General features: G+C 56.1%; 12 protein-coding genes, 2 tRNA genes and 2 rRNA genes. 5 read left to right on the top strand and 11 right to left on the bottom strand.

All coding sequences use genetic code 11. From position 1 onward, the window contains the following. Positions 1 to 37 precede the first annotated feature (37 nt). The 11 genes from DWV57_RS05120 to DWV57_RS05070 form a co-directional block, all read right to left on the bottom strand. A 23S ribosomal RNA gene (locus DWV57_RS05120) occupies positions 38 to 2,872 on the bottom strand. A 207-nt stretch (positions 2,873 to 3,079) separates the two neighbouring features. Further along, positions 3,080 to 3,156: transfer RNA gene (locus DWV57_RS05115), tRNA-Ile, on the bottom strand. Between the two features lie 3 nt (positions 3,157 to 3,159). After that, positions 3,160 to 3,235 (bottom strand) — tRNA-Ala (locus tag DWV57_RS05110). Between the two features lie 121 nt (positions 3,236 to 3,356). Next, positions 3,357 to 4,867, bottom strand: a 16S ribosomal RNA gene (locus DWV57_RS05105). The 16S and 23S rRNA genes sit together here with 2 tRNA genes alongside, the layout of an rRNA operon. Before the next feature lie 439 nt (positions 4,868 to 5,306). Then, positions 5,307 to 5,978: a sigma-70 family RNA polymerase sigma factor gene (locus DWV57_RS05100; RefSeq protein ID WP_120020169.1), complete on the bottom strand. Its 672-nt coding sequence runs from the start codon at positions 5,976 to 5,978 to the stop codon at positions 5,307 to 5,309. A 27-nt stretch (positions 5,979 to 6,005) separates the two neighbouring features. Further along, a complete protein-coding gene (gene spoIIAB / locus DWV57_RS05095) occupies positions 6,006 to 6,440 on the bottom strand; it encodes an anti-sigma F factor (protein WP_005945484.1) in 435 nt (144 codons plus the stop codon). Between the two features lie 3 nt (positions 6,441 to 6,443). Beyond that, complete coding sequence (locus DWV57_RS05090; RefSeq protein ID WP_120020168.1) at positions 6,444 to 6,761, bottom strand: STAS domain-containing protein; 318 nt, start codon at positions 6,759 to 6,761, stop codon at positions 6,444 to 6,446. A 96-nt stretch (positions 6,762 to 6,857) separates the two neighbouring features. Continuing rightward, positions 6,858 to 8,123: a folylpolyglutamate synthase gene (locus DWV57_RS05085; protein ID WP_097776627.1), complete on the bottom strand. Its 1,266-nt coding sequence runs from the start codon at positions 8,121 to 8,123 to the stop codon at positions 6,858 to 6,860. Positions 8,124 to 8,126: 3 nt separating this feature from the next. Beyond that, positions 8,127 to 8,639, bottom strand: a complete 513-nt coding sequence (locus DWV57_RS05080; protein WP_165853663.1) for a VanZ family protein — start codon at positions 8,637 to 8,639, stop codon at positions 8,127 to 8,129. Between the two features lies 1 nt (position 8,640). Next, positions 8,641 to 11,346, bottom strand: a complete 2,706-nt coding sequence (locus DWV57_RS05075; protein WP_120020167.1) for a valine--tRNA ligase — start codon at positions 11,344 to 11,346, stop codon at positions 8,641 to 8,643. A gap of 469 nt (positions 11,347 to 11,815) precedes the next feature. Then, a complete protein-coding gene (locus tag DWV57_RS05070) occupies positions 11,816 to 13,603 on the bottom strand; it encodes a bifunctional homocysteine S-methyltransferase/methylenetetrahydrofolate reductase (RefSeq protein WP_120020166.1) in 1,788 nt (595 codons plus the stop codon). A 151-nt stretch (positions 13,604 to 13,754) separates the two neighbouring features. Here DWV57_RS05070 and DWV57_RS05065 point away from each other — a divergent pair, with 151 nt between their 5' ends. The 5 genes from DWV57_RS05065 (at position 13,755) to DWV57_RS05045 (ending at position 18,409) form a co-directional block, all read left to right on the top strand. Next, positions 13,755 to 14,360, top strand: a complete 606-nt coding sequence (locus DWV57_RS05065) for a GNAT family N-acetyltransferase (RefSeq protein WP_097776630.1) — start codon at positions 13,755 to 13,757, stop codon at positions 14,358 to 14,360. Further along, positions 14,357 to 15,622 (top strand): GTPase HflX, encoded by a 1,266-nt coding sequence (gene hflX, locus DWV57_RS05060; RefSeq protein ID WP_097776631.1) that lies wholly within the window; start codon positions 14,357 to 14,359, stop codon positions 15,620 to 15,622. Before DWV57_RS05065 ends, hflX begins: the two co-directional genes overlap by 4 nt. Positions 15,623 to 16,154: 532 nt before the next feature. Next, complete coding sequence (locus DWV57_RS05055) at positions 16,155 to 16,595, top strand: Lrp/AsnC family transcriptional regulator (RefSeq protein WP_005945452.1); 441 nt, start codon at positions 16,155 to 16,157, stop codon at positions 16,593 to 16,595. Positions 16,596 to 16,746: 151 nt separating this feature from the next. Beyond that, positions 16,747 to 17,304: a DUF4358 domain-containing protein gene (locus DWV57_RS05050; RefSeq protein ID WP_120020165.1), complete on the top strand. Its 558-nt coding sequence runs from the start codon at positions 16,747 to 16,749 to the stop codon at positions 17,302 to 17,304. Between the two features lie 103 nt (positions 17,305 to 17,407). Then, the gene (locus DWV57_RS05045; protein WP_120020164.1) at positions 17,408 to 18,409 is read left to right on the top strand and encodes a glycosyltransferase family 2 protein; all 1,002 of its coding nucleotides are present in this window, start codon (positions 17,408 to 17,410) and stop codon (positions 18,407 to 18,409) included. The last annotated feature ends 24 nt before the right edge of the window (positions 18,410 to 18,433 follow it).

Here is an 18,433-nt window from a genome sequence, read left to right as displayed (position 1 = left end):
ACATTTTTTCGTTGACTCTTAGAGTCTCAAGCGAATTGTGGTCAAGCCCTCGACCTATTAGTACACGCTTGCTGAATGGATCGCTCCACTTACACATCGTGCCTATCAACCTTGTAGTCTTCAAGGGGTCTTACTTGTTTGAAACAATGGGATATCTTATCTTTGGGTCGGCTTCACGCTTAGATGCTTTCAGCGTTTATCCGATCCGTACATAGTTGCCCAGCTATGCTCTTGGCAGAACAACTGGTGCGCCAGAGGTACGTCCGCTCCGGTCCTCTCGTACTAGGAACAGCTCCCATCAAATATCCTGCGCCCACGACAGATAGGGACCGAACTGTCTCACGACGTTCTGAACCCAGCTCGCGTACCGCTTTAATTGGCGAACAGCCAAACCCTTGGGACCGAATACAGCCCCAGGATGCGATGAGCCGACATCGAGGTGCCAAACCTCCCCGTCGATGTGGACTCTTGGGGGAGATCAGCCTGTTATCCCCAGGGTAACTTTTATCCGTTGAGCGATGGCATTTCCACTCACATACCACCGGATCACTAACTCCAACTTTCGTTACTGCTCGACCCGTCAGTCTCGCAGTTAGGCTCGCTTCTGCGTTTGCACTCTTTTGCTTGATTTCCGTTCAAGCTGAGCGAACCTTTGAACGCCTCCGTTACTCTTTAGGAGGCGACCGCCCCAGTCAAACTGCCCACCTAACAATGTCCCCCGCCTTGATTCAAAGGCGCAGGTTAGAATTCCAATATCGCAAGGATGGTATCCCAACGGCCACTCCACAAGCGCCAAAGCACCTGCTTCCCAGTGTCCCATCTATCCTGTGCATGCAACATCGAAACCCAATATTAGGCTACAGTAAAGCTCCATGGGGTCTTTCCGTCTTGTCGCGGGTAACCGGCATCTTCACCGGTACTACAATTTCGCCGGGCGGGCTGTTGAGACAGTGCCCAAATCATTACGCCTTTCATGCGGGTCAGAACTTACCTGACAAGGAATTTCGCTACCTTAGGACCGTTATAGTTACGGCCGCCGTTCACTGGGGCTTCGATTCAATGCTTGCACATCTCCTCTTAACCTTCCAGCACCGGGCAGGCGTCAGCTCGTATACGTCATCTTTCGATTTAGCACAAACCTGTGTTTTTGGTAAACAGTTGCTTGGGCCGATTCTCTGCGGCTGCATTGCTGCAGCACCCCTTCTCCCGAAGTTACGGGGTCAATTTGCCGAGTTCCTTAACAACCCTTCTCCCGTTGGCCTTAGAATCTTCTTCCTACCTACCTGTGTCGGTTTGCGGTACGGGCACCGCAGAAATCCACACAGCTTTTCTCGCCATCTTCCATCCCGGACTTCGGTACTAATTTCCCTCGATCGCTACCGGAACCAACACCCGGCTCCGAGACTTCATATGTGTCCCTGTGTTTAACTCTTTTGGTGGTGACGGAATCTCTACCGTCTGTGCATCGGCTACGCCGTTAGGCCTCACCTTAGCTCCCGACTGACCTGGAGCGGACGAACCTTCCTCCAGAAACCTGAGGCTTTCGGCCATGCAGATTCTCACTGCATTCGCGCTACTCATTCCGGCATTCTCACTTCTATACACTCCACAGCCGCTTGCGCTACTGTTTCACCGCGTATACAACGCTCCCCTACCCAGCATGTAATCATGCTGCCTAAGCTTCGGTGTCAGGTTTAGCCCCGTTAAATTCTCCGCGCAAAGACGCTCGACCAGTGAGCTATTACGCACTCTTTGAATGAGTGGCTGCTTCTGAGCCAACATCCTGGTTGTCTGCGTATCTTCACATCGTTTTCCACTTAACCTGACTTTGGGACCTTAGCTGTAGATCTGGGCTGTTTCCCTTTTGACAATGACATTTATCTGACACTGTCTGACTCCCAAGCATCAATACTCTGGCATTCTGAGTTTGATAAGCTTCGCTAACCTCTCGGCCGCTAGGCTATTCAGTGCTTTACCTCCAGGTATCTAACTTGAGGCTAGTCCTAAAACTATTTCGGGGAGAACCAGCTATCTCCGGGTTCGATTGGAATTTCTCCGCTACCCACAGTTCATCCGCCGCCTTTTCAACGGAGGTCGGTTCGGTCCTCCATGGAATTTTACTTCCACTTCAACCTGACCATGGGTAGGTCACCCGGTTTCGGGCCCATTATATGCAACTTAACGCCCTTTTCAAACTCGCTTTCGCTTCGGCTCCAGACCTTAAGTCCTTAACCTTGCTGCATACAATCGCTCGCCGGACCGTTCTACAAAAAGTACCCTATCACACATTGACGTGCTCTAGGTGCTTGTAGGCACAGGGTTTCAGGTTCTTTTTCACTCCCCTCCCGGGGTGCTTTTCACCTTTCCTTCACAGTACTATACGCTATCGGTCACTGGGTAGTATTTAGGGTTGGAGGGTGGTCCCCCCGTATTCCGACCAGGTTTCACGTGTCTGGCCGTACTCTGGAATTCGCTCGGCTCTTGTCGTTTTCACCTACGTGGTTCTCACACTCTCTGACCGGCCTTCCCATGCCGTTCGGTTAACAGATTAAGTCCTAAAAGCAGTCCGTACCCCGAAAGTATTTCTACTCTCGGTTTGCCCTCTTCCGCGTTCGCTCGCCACTACTTACGGAATCTCGTTTGATGTCTCTTCCTCGCCCTACTTAGATGTTTCAGTTCAGGCGGTTCCCTCGATATACCTATTTTGAAGTTCAGTATAACGTACCTGAGTATGAACCCAGGTGAGTTTCCTCATTCAGAGATCTCCGGATCAATGCTTATTTGCAGCTCCCCGAAGCTTATCGCAGCTTATCACGTCTTTCATCGGCTCCCAGTGCCAAGGCATTCGCCCTGCGCCCTTGTTCGCTTGACCTTTCAAACGTTCTTTCAAGAACATTTGGTATCCTCTTGATTCTCTCTTGCCAACGAAGATTATTGTTACCCTTCCTTTTGAAATTGTAATATTTCTTAAAAAAGAACTTACTATAATCTTTGTTTCGCAGTTATTATTCAGTTTTCAAGGTACGTCTTGGTGATGTTCCTCAAAGCCCGGTCTCCCGGAACTTTGATTTTCATCACATGGTGGGCCAAAATGGACTCGAACCATCGACCTCACGATTATCAGTCGTGTGCTCTAGCCAGCTGAGCTATTGGCCCATGTGGTGGAGATTAAGGGAATCGAACCCTTGACCCCCTGCTTGCAAAGCAGGTGCTCTCCCAGCTGAGCTAAACCCCCACATTAGGAATTGAGTTCCCTTTTCAGGGCCCTCAAAATCGAACAATATCTACTCTACTCGTTTGTTACCTGTCCAAGGACTGTCCATCTTTTGATGTCCTGTCCTTGCCTGACTCCTTAGAAAGGAGGTGATCCAGCCGCAGGTTCTCCTACGGCTACCTTGTTACGACTTCACCCCAATCACCAGTTTTACCTTCGGCGGCGTCCTCCTTGCGGTTAGACTACCGACTTCGGGTCCCCCCGGCTCTCATGGTGTGACGGGCGGTGTGTACAAGGCCCGGGAACGTATTCACCGTGGCATGCTGATCCACGATTACTAGCAATTCCGACTTCGTGCAGGCGAGTTGCAGCCTGCAGTCCGAACTGGGACGTTGTTTCTGAGTTTTGCTCCACCTCGCGGTCTTGCTTCTCTTTGTTTAACGCCATTGTAGTACGTGTGTAGCCCAAGTCATAAAGGGCATGATGATTTGACGTCATCCCCACCTTCCTCCGTTTTGTCAACGGCAGTCTGGCCAGAGTCCTCTTGCGTAGTAACTGACCATAAGGGTTGCGCTCGTTGCGGGACTTAACCCAACATCTCACGACACGAGCTGACGACAACCATGCACCACCTGTCTCCTTGCTCCGAAGAGATTACATATTTCTATGTCTGTCAAGGGATGTCAAGACTTGGTAAGGTTCTTCGCGTTGCGTCGAATTAAACCACATACTCCACTGCTTGTGCGGGCCCCCGTCAATTCCTTTGAGTTTCAACCTTGCGGTCGTACTCCCCAGGTGGATTACTTATTGTGTTAACTGCGGCACTGAAGGGGTCAATCCTCCAACACCTAGTAATCATCGTTTACGGTGTGGACTACCAGGGTATCTAATCCTGTTTGCTACCCACACTTTCGAGCCTCAGCGTCAGTTGGTGCCCAGTAGGCCGCCTTCGCCACTGGTGTTCCTCCCGATATCTACGCATTCCACCGCTACACCGGGAATTCCGCCTACCTCTGCACTACTCAAGAAAAACAGTTTTGAAAGCAGTTTATGGGTTGAGCCCATAGATTTCACTTCCAACTTGTCTTCCCGCCTGCGCTCCCTTTACACCCAGTAATTCCGGACAACGCTTGTGACCTACGTTTTACCGCGGCTGCTGGCACGTAGTTAGCCGTCACTTCCTTGTTGGGTACCGTCATTATCTTCCCCAACAACAGGAGTTTACAATCCGAAGACCTTCTTCCTCCACGCGGCGTCGCTGCATCAGGGTTTCCCCCATTGTGCAATATTCCCCACTGCTGCCTCCCGTAGGAGTCTGGGCCGTGTCTCAGTCCCAATGTGGCCGTTCAACCTCTCAGTCCGGCTACCGATCGTCGCCTTGGTGGGCCATTACCTCACCAACTAGCTAATCGGACGCGAGGCCATCTCAAAGCGGATTACTCCTTTTCCCTCTGCTCGATGCCGAGCCGTGGGCTTATGCGGTATTAGCAGTCGTTTCCAACTGTTGTCCCCCTCTTTGAGGCAGGTTCCTCACGCGTTACTCACCCGTTCGCCACTCGCTCGAGAAAGCAAGCTCTCTCTCGCTCGTTCGACTTGCATGTGTTAGGCGCGCCGCCAGCGTTCGTCCTGAGCCAGGATCAAACTCTTTATAAATGATATTTATCACTTAAAAGTGTTAAATCTTGTTCGCTCAGCACGCAATCGCTTGCGTCCTGTGTGAATTACTTTTGGAATTGTTTTAAGTGTTTTTCCAAACACATAAAGGTTCCTTACAAGTTTTTCGATATTGTTCAATTTTCAAGGTCCTGTAGCGCCTCAGCCTTGTGGCTGAAAGCTTATTTATTTTATCACTTTCGTGATAAGCTGTCAAGCACTTTTTTGAATTATTTTTGAGTTTCTTGTCGAAGCTCATCGATTCTTCACGTTAGGACGTTCCTTCCGAAGTGTTTCATTCTGTTGGACATCCGCCTGACAGTAATGTATTTTAGCACAGCCTTTTGCAAAAAGCAAGCATTTTCTTCATATTTTTCGCAAAAATCTGGCTTTTGGCTTTTTGCCCAGTTTTTTCCTTTTAATCTGGAAAGTATGACATCTAATCTTCTAAAAGTCGGCGGCGCAGCTGCACCAGTATCTTGCGTTCCCGCCGGGAGATCTGCACCTGTGTGGTATGCAGCACCTTTGCAGTTTCACTCTGGGTCTTGTTGCCATAAAACCGCAGGCGGATCAATTGCCTGTCCTGTTCCGGCAAAGCGTGAAGCACCTCTTCCAGACTGATACGTTCTGCCAATGCTTCTTCCGGGGATTCTACTGGAATATCCATCTGCCGGTCCTCTTCTTCATTTTCCGGGGTCAGGCTCATGGCAGGCTGTGCCGCCTGAATGGCAAGTGTGATGTTCTCTGTAGGTTCATTCAATTCTTCCGACAGCTGAGAAAGGGTCGGCTCCGTACCGCACACTTTCATGTGATGCTCCCGTGCCGCCTGTACGCGCATCCCCAATTCTTTTAAGGAGCGGCTCACCTTGACTGTGCCGCTGTCCCGGAACAGCTTTTTGATCTCGCCTAAAATTACCGGCACTGCATAGGTAGAAAAGCATACGCCGCGGCTCTCATCAAAATTATCGCAGGCTTTTACAAGTCCCATGCATCCGGCACTGTACAGGTCATCGTACTCTATGCCCCGCCCGCGGAAGCGCCCGGCGCAGGCGTGCACCAGCCCCAGATTCTGCTCAATGAATGCGTCCCGCCGGGTCTTATCCGATACCATGCTCCTGCCTGCCTTTCCTGTTATGTATCATTCTCTCTGGGCCAGACGCTTGATGAGCAGCACCTTTGTCCCCTTGCCGGGCTTTGAGATGACCTTGACCTTATCCATAAAGCTCTGCATCACCGCAAAGCCCAGCCCGGAGCGTTCCTCCGGGTTTCCGGTGGTGAACAGCGGTTCCATGGCCTGCGGGATATCCGGGATGCCGATGCCCTTATCTGCCACCGTGATGTGCACCTCCCGCCCGGGATAGACTGCAATGCTCATGGCCACCGGCCCGATGTGGTCCGGGTAGGCATGGACGATGCAGTTGGTAACCGCCTCAGACACTGCCGTTTTGATATCGGCCAGCTGCGGCACGGTGGGGTCGTACCGGGCAAGAAAGGCCGCCGCTGCGCCCCGGGCGTAGCTTTCGTTCACGCTGAGGGAATCGAACTGGATCTTTGTTGTGTTTTCCGCTTTCATGGTTTATTCCTCCTTCTGTCCTGCATCCGTGCAGGGGATGCGCGCCAGCTGCAGCACCTTTGCCAGCTGGGACGGTGTGTGCTGCACCCGCAGTGCCGTGCCCAGTGTGCGGGCAATGCGCTGCCGCCCCAGGATCAGCCCTACACCGGATGAATCCATAAATCCGACCCCGCCAAAATCCAGGATCATGGTCTGCGGGGCACGGCTGACCAGTGCATCATCCAGCTGGATGCGCAGGCTTTGCGCCGCATCGTGATCGATCTCGCCCGAAAGGTAGGCATAAAGCACATCGCCCGCCGGGCTGAAGCTCACCGTTGCCATGGTTTGTCCATCTCCTTTGCCAAAAATAAAAAGATCCCGTACACATGGTTTCAGTGTACGGGATCTTTCGTTTATTTTTTAGGGAAGCGTGTCGGCTCAGCTGTTCACCAGCAGTTCGGCCGCTTCCAGCGCGGCAGCTTCACCGCCGCAGACCAGCAGGCCGCGGCGGGTGTTGGCATGAGCCAGCTCCACTGCTTCGGCAATGCAGGTGCACATCTCGGCATCAAAATGATATTTTGCCTTTTCGGTCAAACGGGCCGTCATCTCGTCATCGCCGCCTGCCGGGGTGACAAGATACACCTTATCAAAGGGGTTCTCACTCATGCCGGGCATGGTGGACTTATCCTTTTTCTGCTCTTCAGGGGTCAGGCCGGTCTCCAGTGCGGAGAAGAACGCTTCGGCTCCCTCCTCCTCTGCCAGACCGATGATGGCGCTCATATGGCGCACCTTGGCCATGTTGAGCACACGCAGCAAGGCTGCTGCCTGCTGCGGGGTGCGGCAGGCATCCAGAATGATGAGTGGGCGCTGCGAGATGACCCGGATGCTGCTGCGGTTCTCCACCGCAGCCAGACCTTCCAGAATGGCATCGTCGGTAATATCAAAGCCCTTGCGGCACAGCGCCAGTGAAAGCTCCACAGCCATGGCAGCGCTGCCCGCCGCATGACGGCCCAGAAAAGCCAGCGGCACGGTATATCCGCCGTAGTCCACCTTGCTGGCAAACTTTTCTGCCTCCAGAAAGGTGATATCCTCCGGGTCCGGCACCACCAGCTCACAGCCGCACTTGCCTGCGGCCACGATCAGCTCGCTGAGCACAGACTTGGGCTGCTCCGGCGCAGTGACGCAGATGCTTTCCTTGCGCATGACACCTGCTGCCAGAGCCGCAAGGCGCTCCACCGAGCGGCTCACACCGTCCGGGCCGACTGAGGTGACGGCGCACACCGGCATGCCGGGCAGCGCTTCCGCAAGGCCCGCATCCGGCAGTTCCACCACGGCCAGCGTGCAGCCCGCTGCGCCAAAGCAGTTGGCCGCAGCGGCCAGCTCCGCTGCATCCTGCGGCAGGGCTTCGGCTGCGGAAAGGGCATCCGCAGTCAGCGCCAGCAGGCCCTCGTCCACCGGGGCATCATCGATGCAGATGCGCTCCGACAGCGGGCGGCACCCGGCATGGTACAGGCCGGCATGGATACCCTGTGCGTGCAGGATGGCCGCCAGCAGGCGGGCCGTCACGGTCTTACCTGCCGTGCCTGCCACGCCCACGAACTGCACCTTCTGCACCGGCGCGGTGAACGCGGCGCGCAGCTGTTCGGTGGAGGCAAAACCGTCCGGCAGGGCGGCAAAATACTGATTTGCCTGTTCGATGGTCATTGGTTACTCCTTATTACGATGATTGAACAACAATCTGCACAGCGCCATGAGCACCAGCGCCGTAAGGATGCCCGCCAGAACACCGGCTGAATCCAGCCACACATCGGTGACCTGACTGCTGCGTCCGGGCGAAAAGATCTGGATGGTCTCATCGGTCAGCGCAGTGAGCACGCCGCCCAGCATTGGCACGCTGATGTGCCAGATATACTGCCGGGTATACACCCGCATACACAGCATGAGCAGAAAGCCCTCCAGCATATACTCGCAGAAGTGTGCCAGCTTGCGCACGATGTGGTCGGTCAGGCGCTGGGCAAGGGCCGGATGGCCCAGACGGCGCAGAGCCGCCTGCAGCAGAGTGAGCACCCGACCGCTGGACACAGTAGACGCCGAGGCGATCTTCATGGAATTGGAAAAGATGAACGCGATGCAGCCGATGAGAGCAAGGGTAAAGATTACCCGCCCTGCGGTCACCCACGGCGAAGTGCGCTGTGCGCTGCTGTTATATTCCCCGCTCAAATCAGCCCAGAGCCTTGATGCTCTGCTCGATGTTGGCCAGCTTATCCTGGCTCTTGGCGTACTTATTGCGGATATCCTCCACCAGTGCCGCCGGGGCGCGCTCCACGAACTTGGGGTTGTTCAGCTGGTTCGCGAACATGGCCATTTCCTTTTCGGCCTTGGCCTTTTCCTTGTTCAGGCGGGCCAGTTCCTTGTCGCGGTCGATCAGCTCCATCATGGGGATGAAGCCGCGGGCGGCGTGGGTAGACACCTGCACCATGCCGTCGGTGCTGCCCTCATACTTCTCGGTAAAGGTCACGTCGGTGGCAAAGGCGAACTTTGCCAGATAGACCTGTGCCTTCTGGAAGGGTGCTGCATCGGCAGTCTCGATAATCATGCTGGTCTTTTTGGCGGGGTGGACATTCATCTCGGTGCGCATGGTACGCACGGCCTTGATGTAGTCCATGACCTTTTCAAAGGCTTCCTCTTCGTCGGCCCAGTTGTGAGCTTCGTCGAAGGTGGGCCAGCTCTGGGTCATGATGGTCTCGGCAGAGCCAGGCAGAGCCTGATACAGCTCCTCGGTGATGAAGGGCATGAAGGGATGCAGCAGCTTGAGGGCCTTGTCCAGCACATACACCAGCACACGGCGGGCGGTGTCGGCCTGCTCGGCATCGCCGGAGTTCAGGCGGGGCTTTGCGATCTCGATGAACCAGTCACAGTAGACATCCCAGATAAAGCTGTTGATCTTGGCGGCGGCCAGACCCATCTCGTAGTGGTCGAGGTTGTCGGTCATGGCACCGGCCACCTGATTCAGCTTGGTGAGCACCCACTTGTCGCTCATGTCCAGCTTGTCCTCACTGGGCAGGCCCGGGATAAAGTCCTCGGGCAGGTTCATCAGCACAAAGCGGGTAGCATTCCACAGCTTATTGGCAAAGTTGCGGGCAGCCTCCACCTTCTTTTCGATATAACGCATGTCGTTGCCCGGGGTGGAGCCATCCACCAGCATAAAGCGCAGAGCATCTGCACCGTACTGGGCAATGACTTCCAGCGGGTCGATGCCGTTGCCCAGACTCTTGGACATCTTGCGGCCCTGACTGTCGCGCACGATACCGTGGATGCAGACAGTGCTGAAGGGTGCCTTGCCGGTGTAGGCCAGACCGGAGAAGATCATGCGGCTGACCCAGAAGCCGATGATATCGTAGCCGGTAACGAGGGTGTTGGTGGGGTAGAAATACTTGAGGTCTTCGCTCTCTTCATTGGGCCAGCCCAGCGTGCTGAAGGGCCACAGAGCGGAGGAGAACCAGGTATCCAGCGTATCGGGGTCCTGCGTGAGCTTTGCGCTGCCGCACTTGGGGCAGGCACAGGGAGCAGACTTTGCCACCACGGTCTCGCCGCAGTCGTCGCAGTACCATGCCGGGATCTGATGGCCCCACCACAGCTGACGGCTGATGCACCAGTCGCGGGTGCCCTTCATCCAGTTCATATAGTTCTTGGTGAAGCGCTCGGGCACGAACTTGATCTCGCCCTTTTCCACGCTCTCGATGGCGGGCTTTGCCAGCGGCTCCATCTTGACGAACCACTGCTTGGACACCATCGGCTCGATGGTGGAGTGGCAGCGGTAGCAGGTGCCCACCTCGTGCTTGAGGGGTTCGATCTCCTTCAGGAAGCCGCCTGCTTCCAGATCGGCCAGAATGGCCTTGCGGGCTTCAAGGGTGGTCATGCCGGCGTACTTGCCGCAGTCCAGCACCTCCGGCTCATTGATGGCGTTCTTGCCGGCGGCGAACAGGGCATCGGCAGCAGCCTTGTCGGCAGCACCGGTCATGTGGCCATCGTAGGTGAACACACGCACGATGGGCAAGCCATGGCGCAGGCCCACTTCAAAGTCGTTGGGGTCGTGGGCGGGGGTGATCTTGACCACACCGGTGCCCTTGGTCATGTCGGCGTGCTCGTCGCACACAATGGGGATCTCCTTGTTCAGCAGGGGCAGCACCACATGGCAGCCGTGCAGATGGGCATAGCGGGGGTCATCGCCGTTGATGGCAACAGCGGTATCGCCCAGCATGGTCTCGGGACGGGTAGTAGCCAGCTCCAGCATCTCGCCGGTCTCCTTGACCGGGTACAGCAGGTGCCAGAAGCTGCCGTCCTTCTCCTCGTACTCCACCTCGGCATCAGAAATGGAGGTGTTGCAGTGGGGGCACCAGTTGACCATGCGGTTGCCGCGGTAGATCAGGCCCTTGTCGTACAGGCGCACGAACACTTCCTTGACAGCCTCGGAGCAGCCCTCGTCCATAGTAAAGCGCTCACGATCCCAGTCGCAGCTGCTGCCCAGCTTCTTCAGCTGGCTGACGATACGGTTGCCGTACTTGGTCTTCCATGCCCATGCACGGTCCAGAAAACCATCGCGGCCCACCATCTCCTTGGTCAGGCCCTCGGCACGCATGGCCTCCACCACCTTGGCTTCGGTAGCGATGGATGCATGGTCGGTACCGGGCACCCACAGGGCGGCATAGCCCTGCATCCGCTTGGTGCGGATGAGGATGTCCTGCATGGTGTTATCCACCGCATGGCCCATGTGCAGCTGACCGGTGACGTTCGGGGGCGGCATGACGATGGTGTAGGGTTTCTTGTCGGGGTCGGCCTTCGTGTGGAAGTAGCCGCCGTCCAGCCAGAACTGGTAGATGCGGTCTTCCACCTGGCTGGGATCATACTGTTTTGCAAGTTCTTTCATAGGGTCCTCCCAGTAAAAAATGATGAAGTGGGACGAAAAAAGCCGTCCCACGGAACGTTCCATGGGACGGCTGTAATAACCGCGGTACCACCCAAATTGCGCAGAGCATCCTGCGCCCCTTGATGCCCCGGTAACGTGGGACAGCTCCGAGAGCGGCTTGCTCTTCAGCTCACCGCTCCTGCTCCAAAGTGACAGCACACCGCCGGGCCATACCGGGTTTTCAGCAGCCCCCGGCTCTCTGGATGGCAAAAGCGATACACACTCTTCTTCAACGCATTTATAAAAGAATATAGCGTTTTTTGTGCGATTTGTCAATTACTTTTTCTTCAAAAAATTTATCCCGATGCATCTTACGGTTTGGGCCTTATTCGTGAAAGCGCGTTTGGAGCGGCCCGCAGACCACGGCAAACGCAAATATAAAAAATATTTTTTCCGCGATCAATGGCCAGAGCAAACGCATCGGCCATTTTCAATCCGCGATTCCTTCATCCTTCAGCCTTGCAATGAGCCGCTCCATCAGGGCGATGCGGTTGAAGGGGGTCATCAGGTAAAAACCGTCTGCATAGGGCGCTGCAGCCTGCGCGGCCTTCACCGAGACTTCCAGCCCCAGCTCTTCGCCCTGCGCACGGTCCAGCCCGGCAAAACGCTCGATGATCTCAGCGTCCACATGGATGCCGTTGACCTCGTTCTCCATAAAGATGGCGTTGCGCTGGCTCACCACCGGCATGATGCCGGCCAGAATTTTCGCCTTTTCGCCCAGTGTTTCGCGGGTCTTTTTCAGGTTCACCACCGCCTGTGCGGAGAGCACCGGCTGGGTAAGGAAGCCGCTCATGCCATTTTGCAGCTTTTCCTGTGCGCGGCGCAGCTCCACATCAAAGTTGCGGGCGTTCAGGTTCAGCGCACCGAACACGGTGAGGGGCGAGGGCATCTCCCGGCCCTCCCCTGCCAGCGAGACGATGTACTGCGCCAGCTTGCGGGAGTTGAACTGGTACACGTTCTTCACCTCGTCCCGCTCTGCGGTGGGGATGGGGTCGCCGGTGATGGCCAGCACCTCCCGCACGCCCTCGGCGTACAGGCCCAGCAGCAGGGCCTTGGTGGCGTTCAGGTTGCGGTCACGGCAGGTCATGTGGGGCAGCACGTTCAGCCCCAGCTCCCGGTGCACCCGGCAGGCCACCAGCGAGGAATCCATCCTTGCCCGGGCAATAGGACAGTCCGCAATGGTCAAAAGGTCTGCACCAGTAGCCTGCAGGCGGCGTGCACCGTCCAGATAGCCGGTCAGGTCGGCATCCTTGGGGCTGTCCAGCTCAATGGCGATCACCTTTTTGCCCGCGTTCAGCTTGCGCAGGAAGGCATCGTCCGTTTCCACTTCCGGCTTTGCGGCGGTGGGTACCGGCGCTGCCGCTGCCACCGGCAGCTGCCCCGGCAGCGCATCCAGTGCCGCACGCAGGGCCGCAATGTGGGCAGGCGTAGTGCCGCAGCAGCCGCCCAGAATGCGCACACCCTCGGCAGCAAGGCGGGCCAGCTCCCGTGCAAAATATTCCGGCCTGCCCTGATACTGCACCCGGGTGCGGGTGACCACCGGGTAGCCCGCGTTGGGCATCACTGCAAGCGGCAGCTTTGTCTCGCCAAGCTGCTGCACCAGTGTGCGCATGGCACCGGGAGCAGAAACGCAGTTCAGGCCCACAGCATCCACTGCACCGCAGGCAGTCATGCTGCGCACAAGCTCTGCGCAGTGACGGCCCTCGCGGGTGTAGCCGTCCGGCAGCACTGCAAAGGACACCAGCACAAAGGCATCCGGCACGGTCTCCTTGATTTTTTTTGCCGCTTCGGCCACACCGGCATCGCTGCTCAGCGTCTCAAACAAAAAGTTCTTTGCACCCAATGCGGCAAACCGCTCGGCAAGGGCCGTATAGATCTGTGCCGCCGGGAGTGCCTCGGTATCCGGGGCCGGGCCAAGATCGGCAAACACGGCAGCGCTGGTCTTTGCAGCGGCCTGTGCAGCCAGTTTCCAGCCTTCGTCCGCCATGGCCTCCCACATGGGGTTCTGCGCTGCTGCCATGCGCGGCAGGCCGAAGGTGTTGGTCTTGATCGCATCGGCACCCGCTTCCAGATACGCGCGGTGCACGGTCAAAATGCCGTCCGGGTCCAGCAGGTTTGCCTGCTCACATTCCTGCCCGGGCTTTGCCTTATAATATGTACCCATGCCGCCATCGAACAGCAGCGGGCGCTTTTTTAAAATTTCACGCACATCCTTCATGAGGGAGTTCTCCTTTTTCCTACAAAAACGCTTGGCTTTCAGTTTAATGCACAAATGCCGTCCGGTCAAGCGTTTTTTCACGGCGGCGCTTGCAGGAACGCAAAATTTGTGCTATCCTATGCATACTTTATAAAGTGGGGAGGTGTGTGCCATGCGCCATGCCGGAACGCAAACGCTTGAGACCGACCGGCTTTTCCTGCGCCAGCTTCTGCCCGAGGATGCCGAGCAGATGTATACGAACTGGGCATCCGACCCGGAAGTGACCCGCTTTCTGCGGTGGGAGCCGCACAAAAACGCGCTGGAGACCGTAGGTCTGCTGGCGGCATGGGCCACCCTTTACCCGAACCCGGACTACTACCAGTGGGCCATTGTGGAAAAGGCTTCCGGGCAGGTGTTTGGCAGCATCAGCATCTTCAATGCTCTGCTCGGTGACCCGGCACAGAAAGCTCTCTGGCCGCAACAGGACTGCACAGACGGCATCTGGGAAGCAGGCTACTGCATCGGGAAGCACTGGTGGAACCATGGTTTTGCAACCGAAGCTTTAAAAGCAGCAGTAAACTACTGGTTTGAGAATACAGACGGCGGCTGGCTCACCTGCTGCCACGCAAAAGAGAACCCTGCCAGCGGCCGGGTGATGGAAAAAGCAGGCTTTCTCTACCACCACGATGCCATTGATCATAAATTTGACGGCACACCGGTGGAGTGCAGAAGCTATCTGCTGACAAGAGAACGATATAACAGAAAGGACTTACCTTGAGCGAACTTTACGATATTTTGGTAGAAACACCCCCGACGAAGGTCATTCTGCTGGCGCTGGATCAGGGCCTGTGGGACTGCGAGCGCAGCCTTGCAGAGCTTTCCGCCCTGTGCGAAGCAAACCACATGGAAGCCGTGGCACAGGTGACCCAGAAGCGCCAGACCCCGGAGACCGGCATCGTGCTGGGCAGCGGCAAGCTGGAGGAAGCATCCCTTGCCGCCGAAACGCTGGGCGCGGAATGCGCCGTATTTGATGGTGAACTGACCGGTAGCCAGATCCGCAACATCTCCAATGCGCTGGGCGGACTGGAAGTGATCGACCGCACCATGCTGATCCTTGAAATTTTCCGCAGCCGCGCCGTCACCAACGAGGGCAAGCTGCAGACCGAACTGGCCCTTCTGCGCTACCGCCTGCCCCGTCTGCAGGGCATGGGCGAAGCGCTCAGCCGTCAGGGCGGCGGTGGCGGCGGCGGTGGTGGTGCCCGCCGCGGTGCCGGTGAGACCAAGCTGGAACTGGACCGCCGCCATGTGCATGCCCGCATCGATGCACTGGCCGAAAAGCTGGCCGAAATGGAAAAGCGCCGGGGCGAGAGCCGCAAGGCCCGTGCCAAGACCGGGATGCCGGTGGTCAGCCTTGTAGGCTATACCAACGTGGGCAAATCCAGCCTGATGAATGCTCTGTGCGGCCCAAGCGTAGCCGAAGCGGACATGCTGTTCGCCACACTGGACCCCACCAGCCGCAAGCTGATACTGCCCAGCGGCATGGCGGTGCTGCTGGTGGACACGGTGGGCTTTGTGTCCCGCCTGCCCCACAATCTGGTGGAAGCCTTCAAGTCCACGCTGGAAGAAGCGGCATGGTCGGACGTGATCATCCGTGTGGCAGACGCAGGCGATGAGCAGCGGGAAGAGCAGCTGGCCGTCACGGACGAGGTTCTGGACGGGCTGGACTGTGCGGACATCCCCCGCCTGACCGTCTACAACAAGTGCGATAAGCCGGGTGCCATGAGCTTTGACCCGGACATCCTGCTCACCAGTGCCAAGACCGGCTACGGTCTGGACACCCTGCTGGCAAAGCTGGACGAGATGCTCAGCGACCGGGTGCACACCTTAAAGGTGCTGCTGCCCTACGATAAACTGGGCCTTGCCGCCCCCATGCGGGAGCGCGGCAGCGTGCAGGTGGAGGAATACCGGGAGGACGGGCTGTATCTGGAGGGCATCGTCAAGACGGAAGACCTGCACTGCTTTGAAGGGTATCTGGTCTGATAGGCGTACACGATCCAAATCGCCTCCGCTGTGCTCCGGCTATCATCAGCGGAATAATATTTTGAGATAGAACAAGCCCGGAAAGTCTGCGGACTTTCCGGGCTTGCATTTTCACGGGCGGGGTCGCAGCCGAAAGCAGCTGCTCTATGGGTCGAGTACATTGTCTGCCACTGCTTTTTTCAAAAAGAAAAAATCCCCAACAAACACAAAAACCCGCCTGGCAGCGGGCTTTTGTGTATAGAGGGGTGGGAAAGTATATAAAGTGGTGAATCTCAAATTCAAAGCGGCAGGCGCTTTCTGTTCTGCGCTGCCTTGCATGATGTATTATACCCCTTTTTATTTTCTTGTCAAACAAAATTTTCCGGTTTTGCTTTAAATTAAGTCTTTACTTTTTCGGTAAAACTTTATATAATTAACGCAAAGCAAAGCAAAAGCAAAATTTTTTGGCTTTTGTATGTTTGCACCAACAATAAAACTTTACTTTCAAAAAATTTTATACAATCCAACATATTTTCAAAAAGGAGTATTCCCCATGGATGATCTGGATCGTAAGATTCTCTCCCTGCTGGCCAAGAACGCCCGGATGCCGGTCAAGGAGATCGCCGAGCAGGTATCGCTGACCAGTCCTGCTGTTTCCAGCCGCATTCACAAGCTGGAAACGGATGGCATCATCAGCGGCTACACCGTCACCCTGAACCGCCCCGCTGACCGGATGTATGTGGATGCCCTCATCAGCCTTTCGGTAGCACCTTCCAAGCAGGATGCCTTTCTGGAGCTGCTGCAAAGCAGCAAGGAAGTGCTGCAGTGCTACCACGTCACGGGTGCATACACCTTCCTTGTCAAGGTGAGCTGCGGCAGCATGCCCCAGCTGGAACACCTGATCCTGCAGTTCCAGAAGCTGGGTACCACCAGCACCCAGATCATCCTTTCTACGCCGGTGAACCACGGCGAGCTGGATGCCCTTATGCTGTAACGCTGTTCATAAAATGGTTACATTTGCGGTGCAATTCTGCCGGGCTGTTCTTTCGTATTATGGATAGCAGGCGCAAAACAGCACACAATAGCTTCAAAACCGCTGCGCCCGCTTTCACACGAAGATTTTCACACACGAAAGGATTTCACTTATGAAACGTATCATTGCTTCCCTGCTTGCCGGTCTGTGCCTGCTTGCTCTGGTGGGCTGCTCTGCCGGCAGCAAGGCCGACTCTGCCACCCCGAAGGACTACTCCCAGATCATCCACGATGCCCGCACCGACGAGGACAACGAATACGATATGATCTTTACCAAAGGTGAGGACGGCAAATTCACCGCCATCGATGGCTACAGCGCCGAGTATGAGGCCGACCAGCTGAATGACGAGCTGAAAGACATCGTGTTCCCCCTGCTGGGCCTTGAGGACGGCAGCTACGAGAGCTTTGCTGCCTCTGTTTCCTCCATGATGGTGCGCAGCTACGCCGTTGCCATCGTAAAGCCCGCCGAGGGCAAGACCGATGCCGTGAAAGCCGCACTGGAAGCCTATGTGCAGAGTGAGCAGCAGTCCATGGAGCACTACCTTGAGGACCAGTATCAGGTCGCCAAGGCGGCCACCGTCACCGTAGCTCCCACCGGTGAGGTGATCCTGGTGTGCGCCGAGGATCACGACACCATTCTTTCCAACATCGAAAAAGCCCTTGCCGCATAATTTTTGCCCTGCCGAAGCCGCATCCTGCCGGGATGCGGTTTCTTTTTGTGCGCAGATATGCTATACTGGCATTGTAATTGTGCACAGACTTAGGAGTGTCTTTATGTATAAAGCGACTATCGTGATCCCGAATATCAACGGCAAGGGCTGGCTGAAGGATTCTATCGAGTCGGTCTATGCCCAGACCGAACAGAGCTTCCGGCTCATTGTGGTGGACAACGGCTCCACCGACGAAAGCCTTGAGCAGGCCCGCAGCTATTGCAGCCGCGAAAATTTCACCCTCATCGAAAACGGCACCAATACCGGATTTTCCCATGCAGTGAATCAGGGCATTGCGCTGGCGGACAGTGAATATGTGGTGCTGTTCAACAACGATGCCTTTGCCGAACCCCAGTGGCTGGAAGAGCTGATCCGCACCGCTGAGACCGACCCGAAAATCTTTGCAGTGCAGAGCCTGATGATCCGACACTTTGACCGGGAGCTGGCCGACGATGCCGGCGATTATGTCACCTGGATGGGCTTTGCCTGCAAGACCGGCGATGGCCGCCGCGCAAGCCGCTATACCCGGCAAAAGCGCATCTTCTCGGCCTGCGGCGGTGCGGCGCTCTACCGCAAGAGCATTCTGGACGAGATCGGCAATTTTGACGAGAACTTCTTTGCCTACTTTGAGGATGTGGATCTGAGCTGGCGTGCCAACAATGCAGGCTATAAAAACCTGCTCTGCCCCACCGCCAAGTGCTACCACATCTGCGGTGCCAGCACCGGCGCGGTGAAGTACAACGCCTTCAAAAGCCAGCAGAGCGGCCGCAACAGCATCCTGCTGCCCCTCAAGAATGAACCGCTGCTGATGCTGATTTTAAACTTCATCCCGCTGGCCGTGGGCTACCTGCTCAAGTGCTACAAGTTCCACAAACAGGGCTTTGGCGAGGCGTGGGACAAGGGGATGCACGAAGCCTTTGCCCTGCTGAAAAGCGGCAGGCTGGGCAAGCGGCCTTTCCGCCTGAAGGATCTGCCCAACTACATCCTGATGGAGCTGTGGATGATCTGGAACATGGTGCCGTACCTGTGGTACCGGCTGGTGATCGTAAAATTTGACCTCAAATAAAAAATACCGGATACGAAGCATCTG

Source organism: Faecalibacterium sp. AF10-46 (assembly GCF_003604105.1).
In the GTDB taxonomy this organism is placed as follows: Bacteria; Bacillota; Clostridia; order Oscillospirales; family Ruminococcaceae; genus Faecalibacterium; species Faecalibacterium taiwanense.
Note: the sequence above shows the minus strand (reverse complement) of the source record. Positions and strands in the feature narration are given on the sequence as shown.

Coding starts and splice junctions, on each gene's coding strand:
- DWV57_RS05075 (WP_120020167.1), bottom strand. CDS start 11,346: ATGAAAGAACTTGCAAAACAGTATGATCCCAGCCAGGTGGAAGACCGC.
- DWV57_RS05065 (WP_097776630.1), top strand. CDS start 13,755: ATGCGCCATGCCGGAACGCAAACGCTTGAGACCGACCGGCTTTTCCTG.
- DWV57_RS05045 (WP_120020164.1), top strand. CDS start 17,408: ATGTATAAAGCGACTATCGTGATCCCGAATATCAACGGCAAGGGCTGG.
- DWV57_RS05090 (WP_120020168.1), bottom strand. CDS start 6,761: ATGGCAACGGTGAGCTTCAGCCCGGCGGGCGATGTGCTTTATGCCTAC.
- DWV57_RS05070 (WP_120020166.1), bottom strand. CDS start 13,603: ATGAAGGATGTGCGTGAAATTTTAAAAAAGCGCCCGCTGCTGTTCGAT.
- DWV57_RS05100 (WP_120020169.1), bottom strand. CDS start 5,978: ATGGTATCGGATAAGACCCGGCGGGACGCATTCATTGAGCAGAATCTG.
- DWV57_RS05085 (WP_097776627.1), bottom strand. CDS start 8,123: ATGACCATCGAACAGGCAAATCAGTATTTTGCCGCCCTGCCGGACGGT.
- spoIIAB (WP_005945484.1), bottom strand. CDS start 6,440: ATGAAAGCGGAAAACACAACAAAGATCCAGTTCGATTCCCTCAGCGTG.
- DWV57_RS05055 (WP_005945452.1), top strand. CDS start 16,155: ATGGATGATCTGGATCGTAAGATTCTCTCCCTGCTGGCCAAGAACGCC.
- DWV57_RS05050 (WP_120020165.1), top strand. CDS start 16,747: ATGAAACGTATCATTGCTTCCCTGCTTGCCGGTCTGTGCCTGCTTGCT.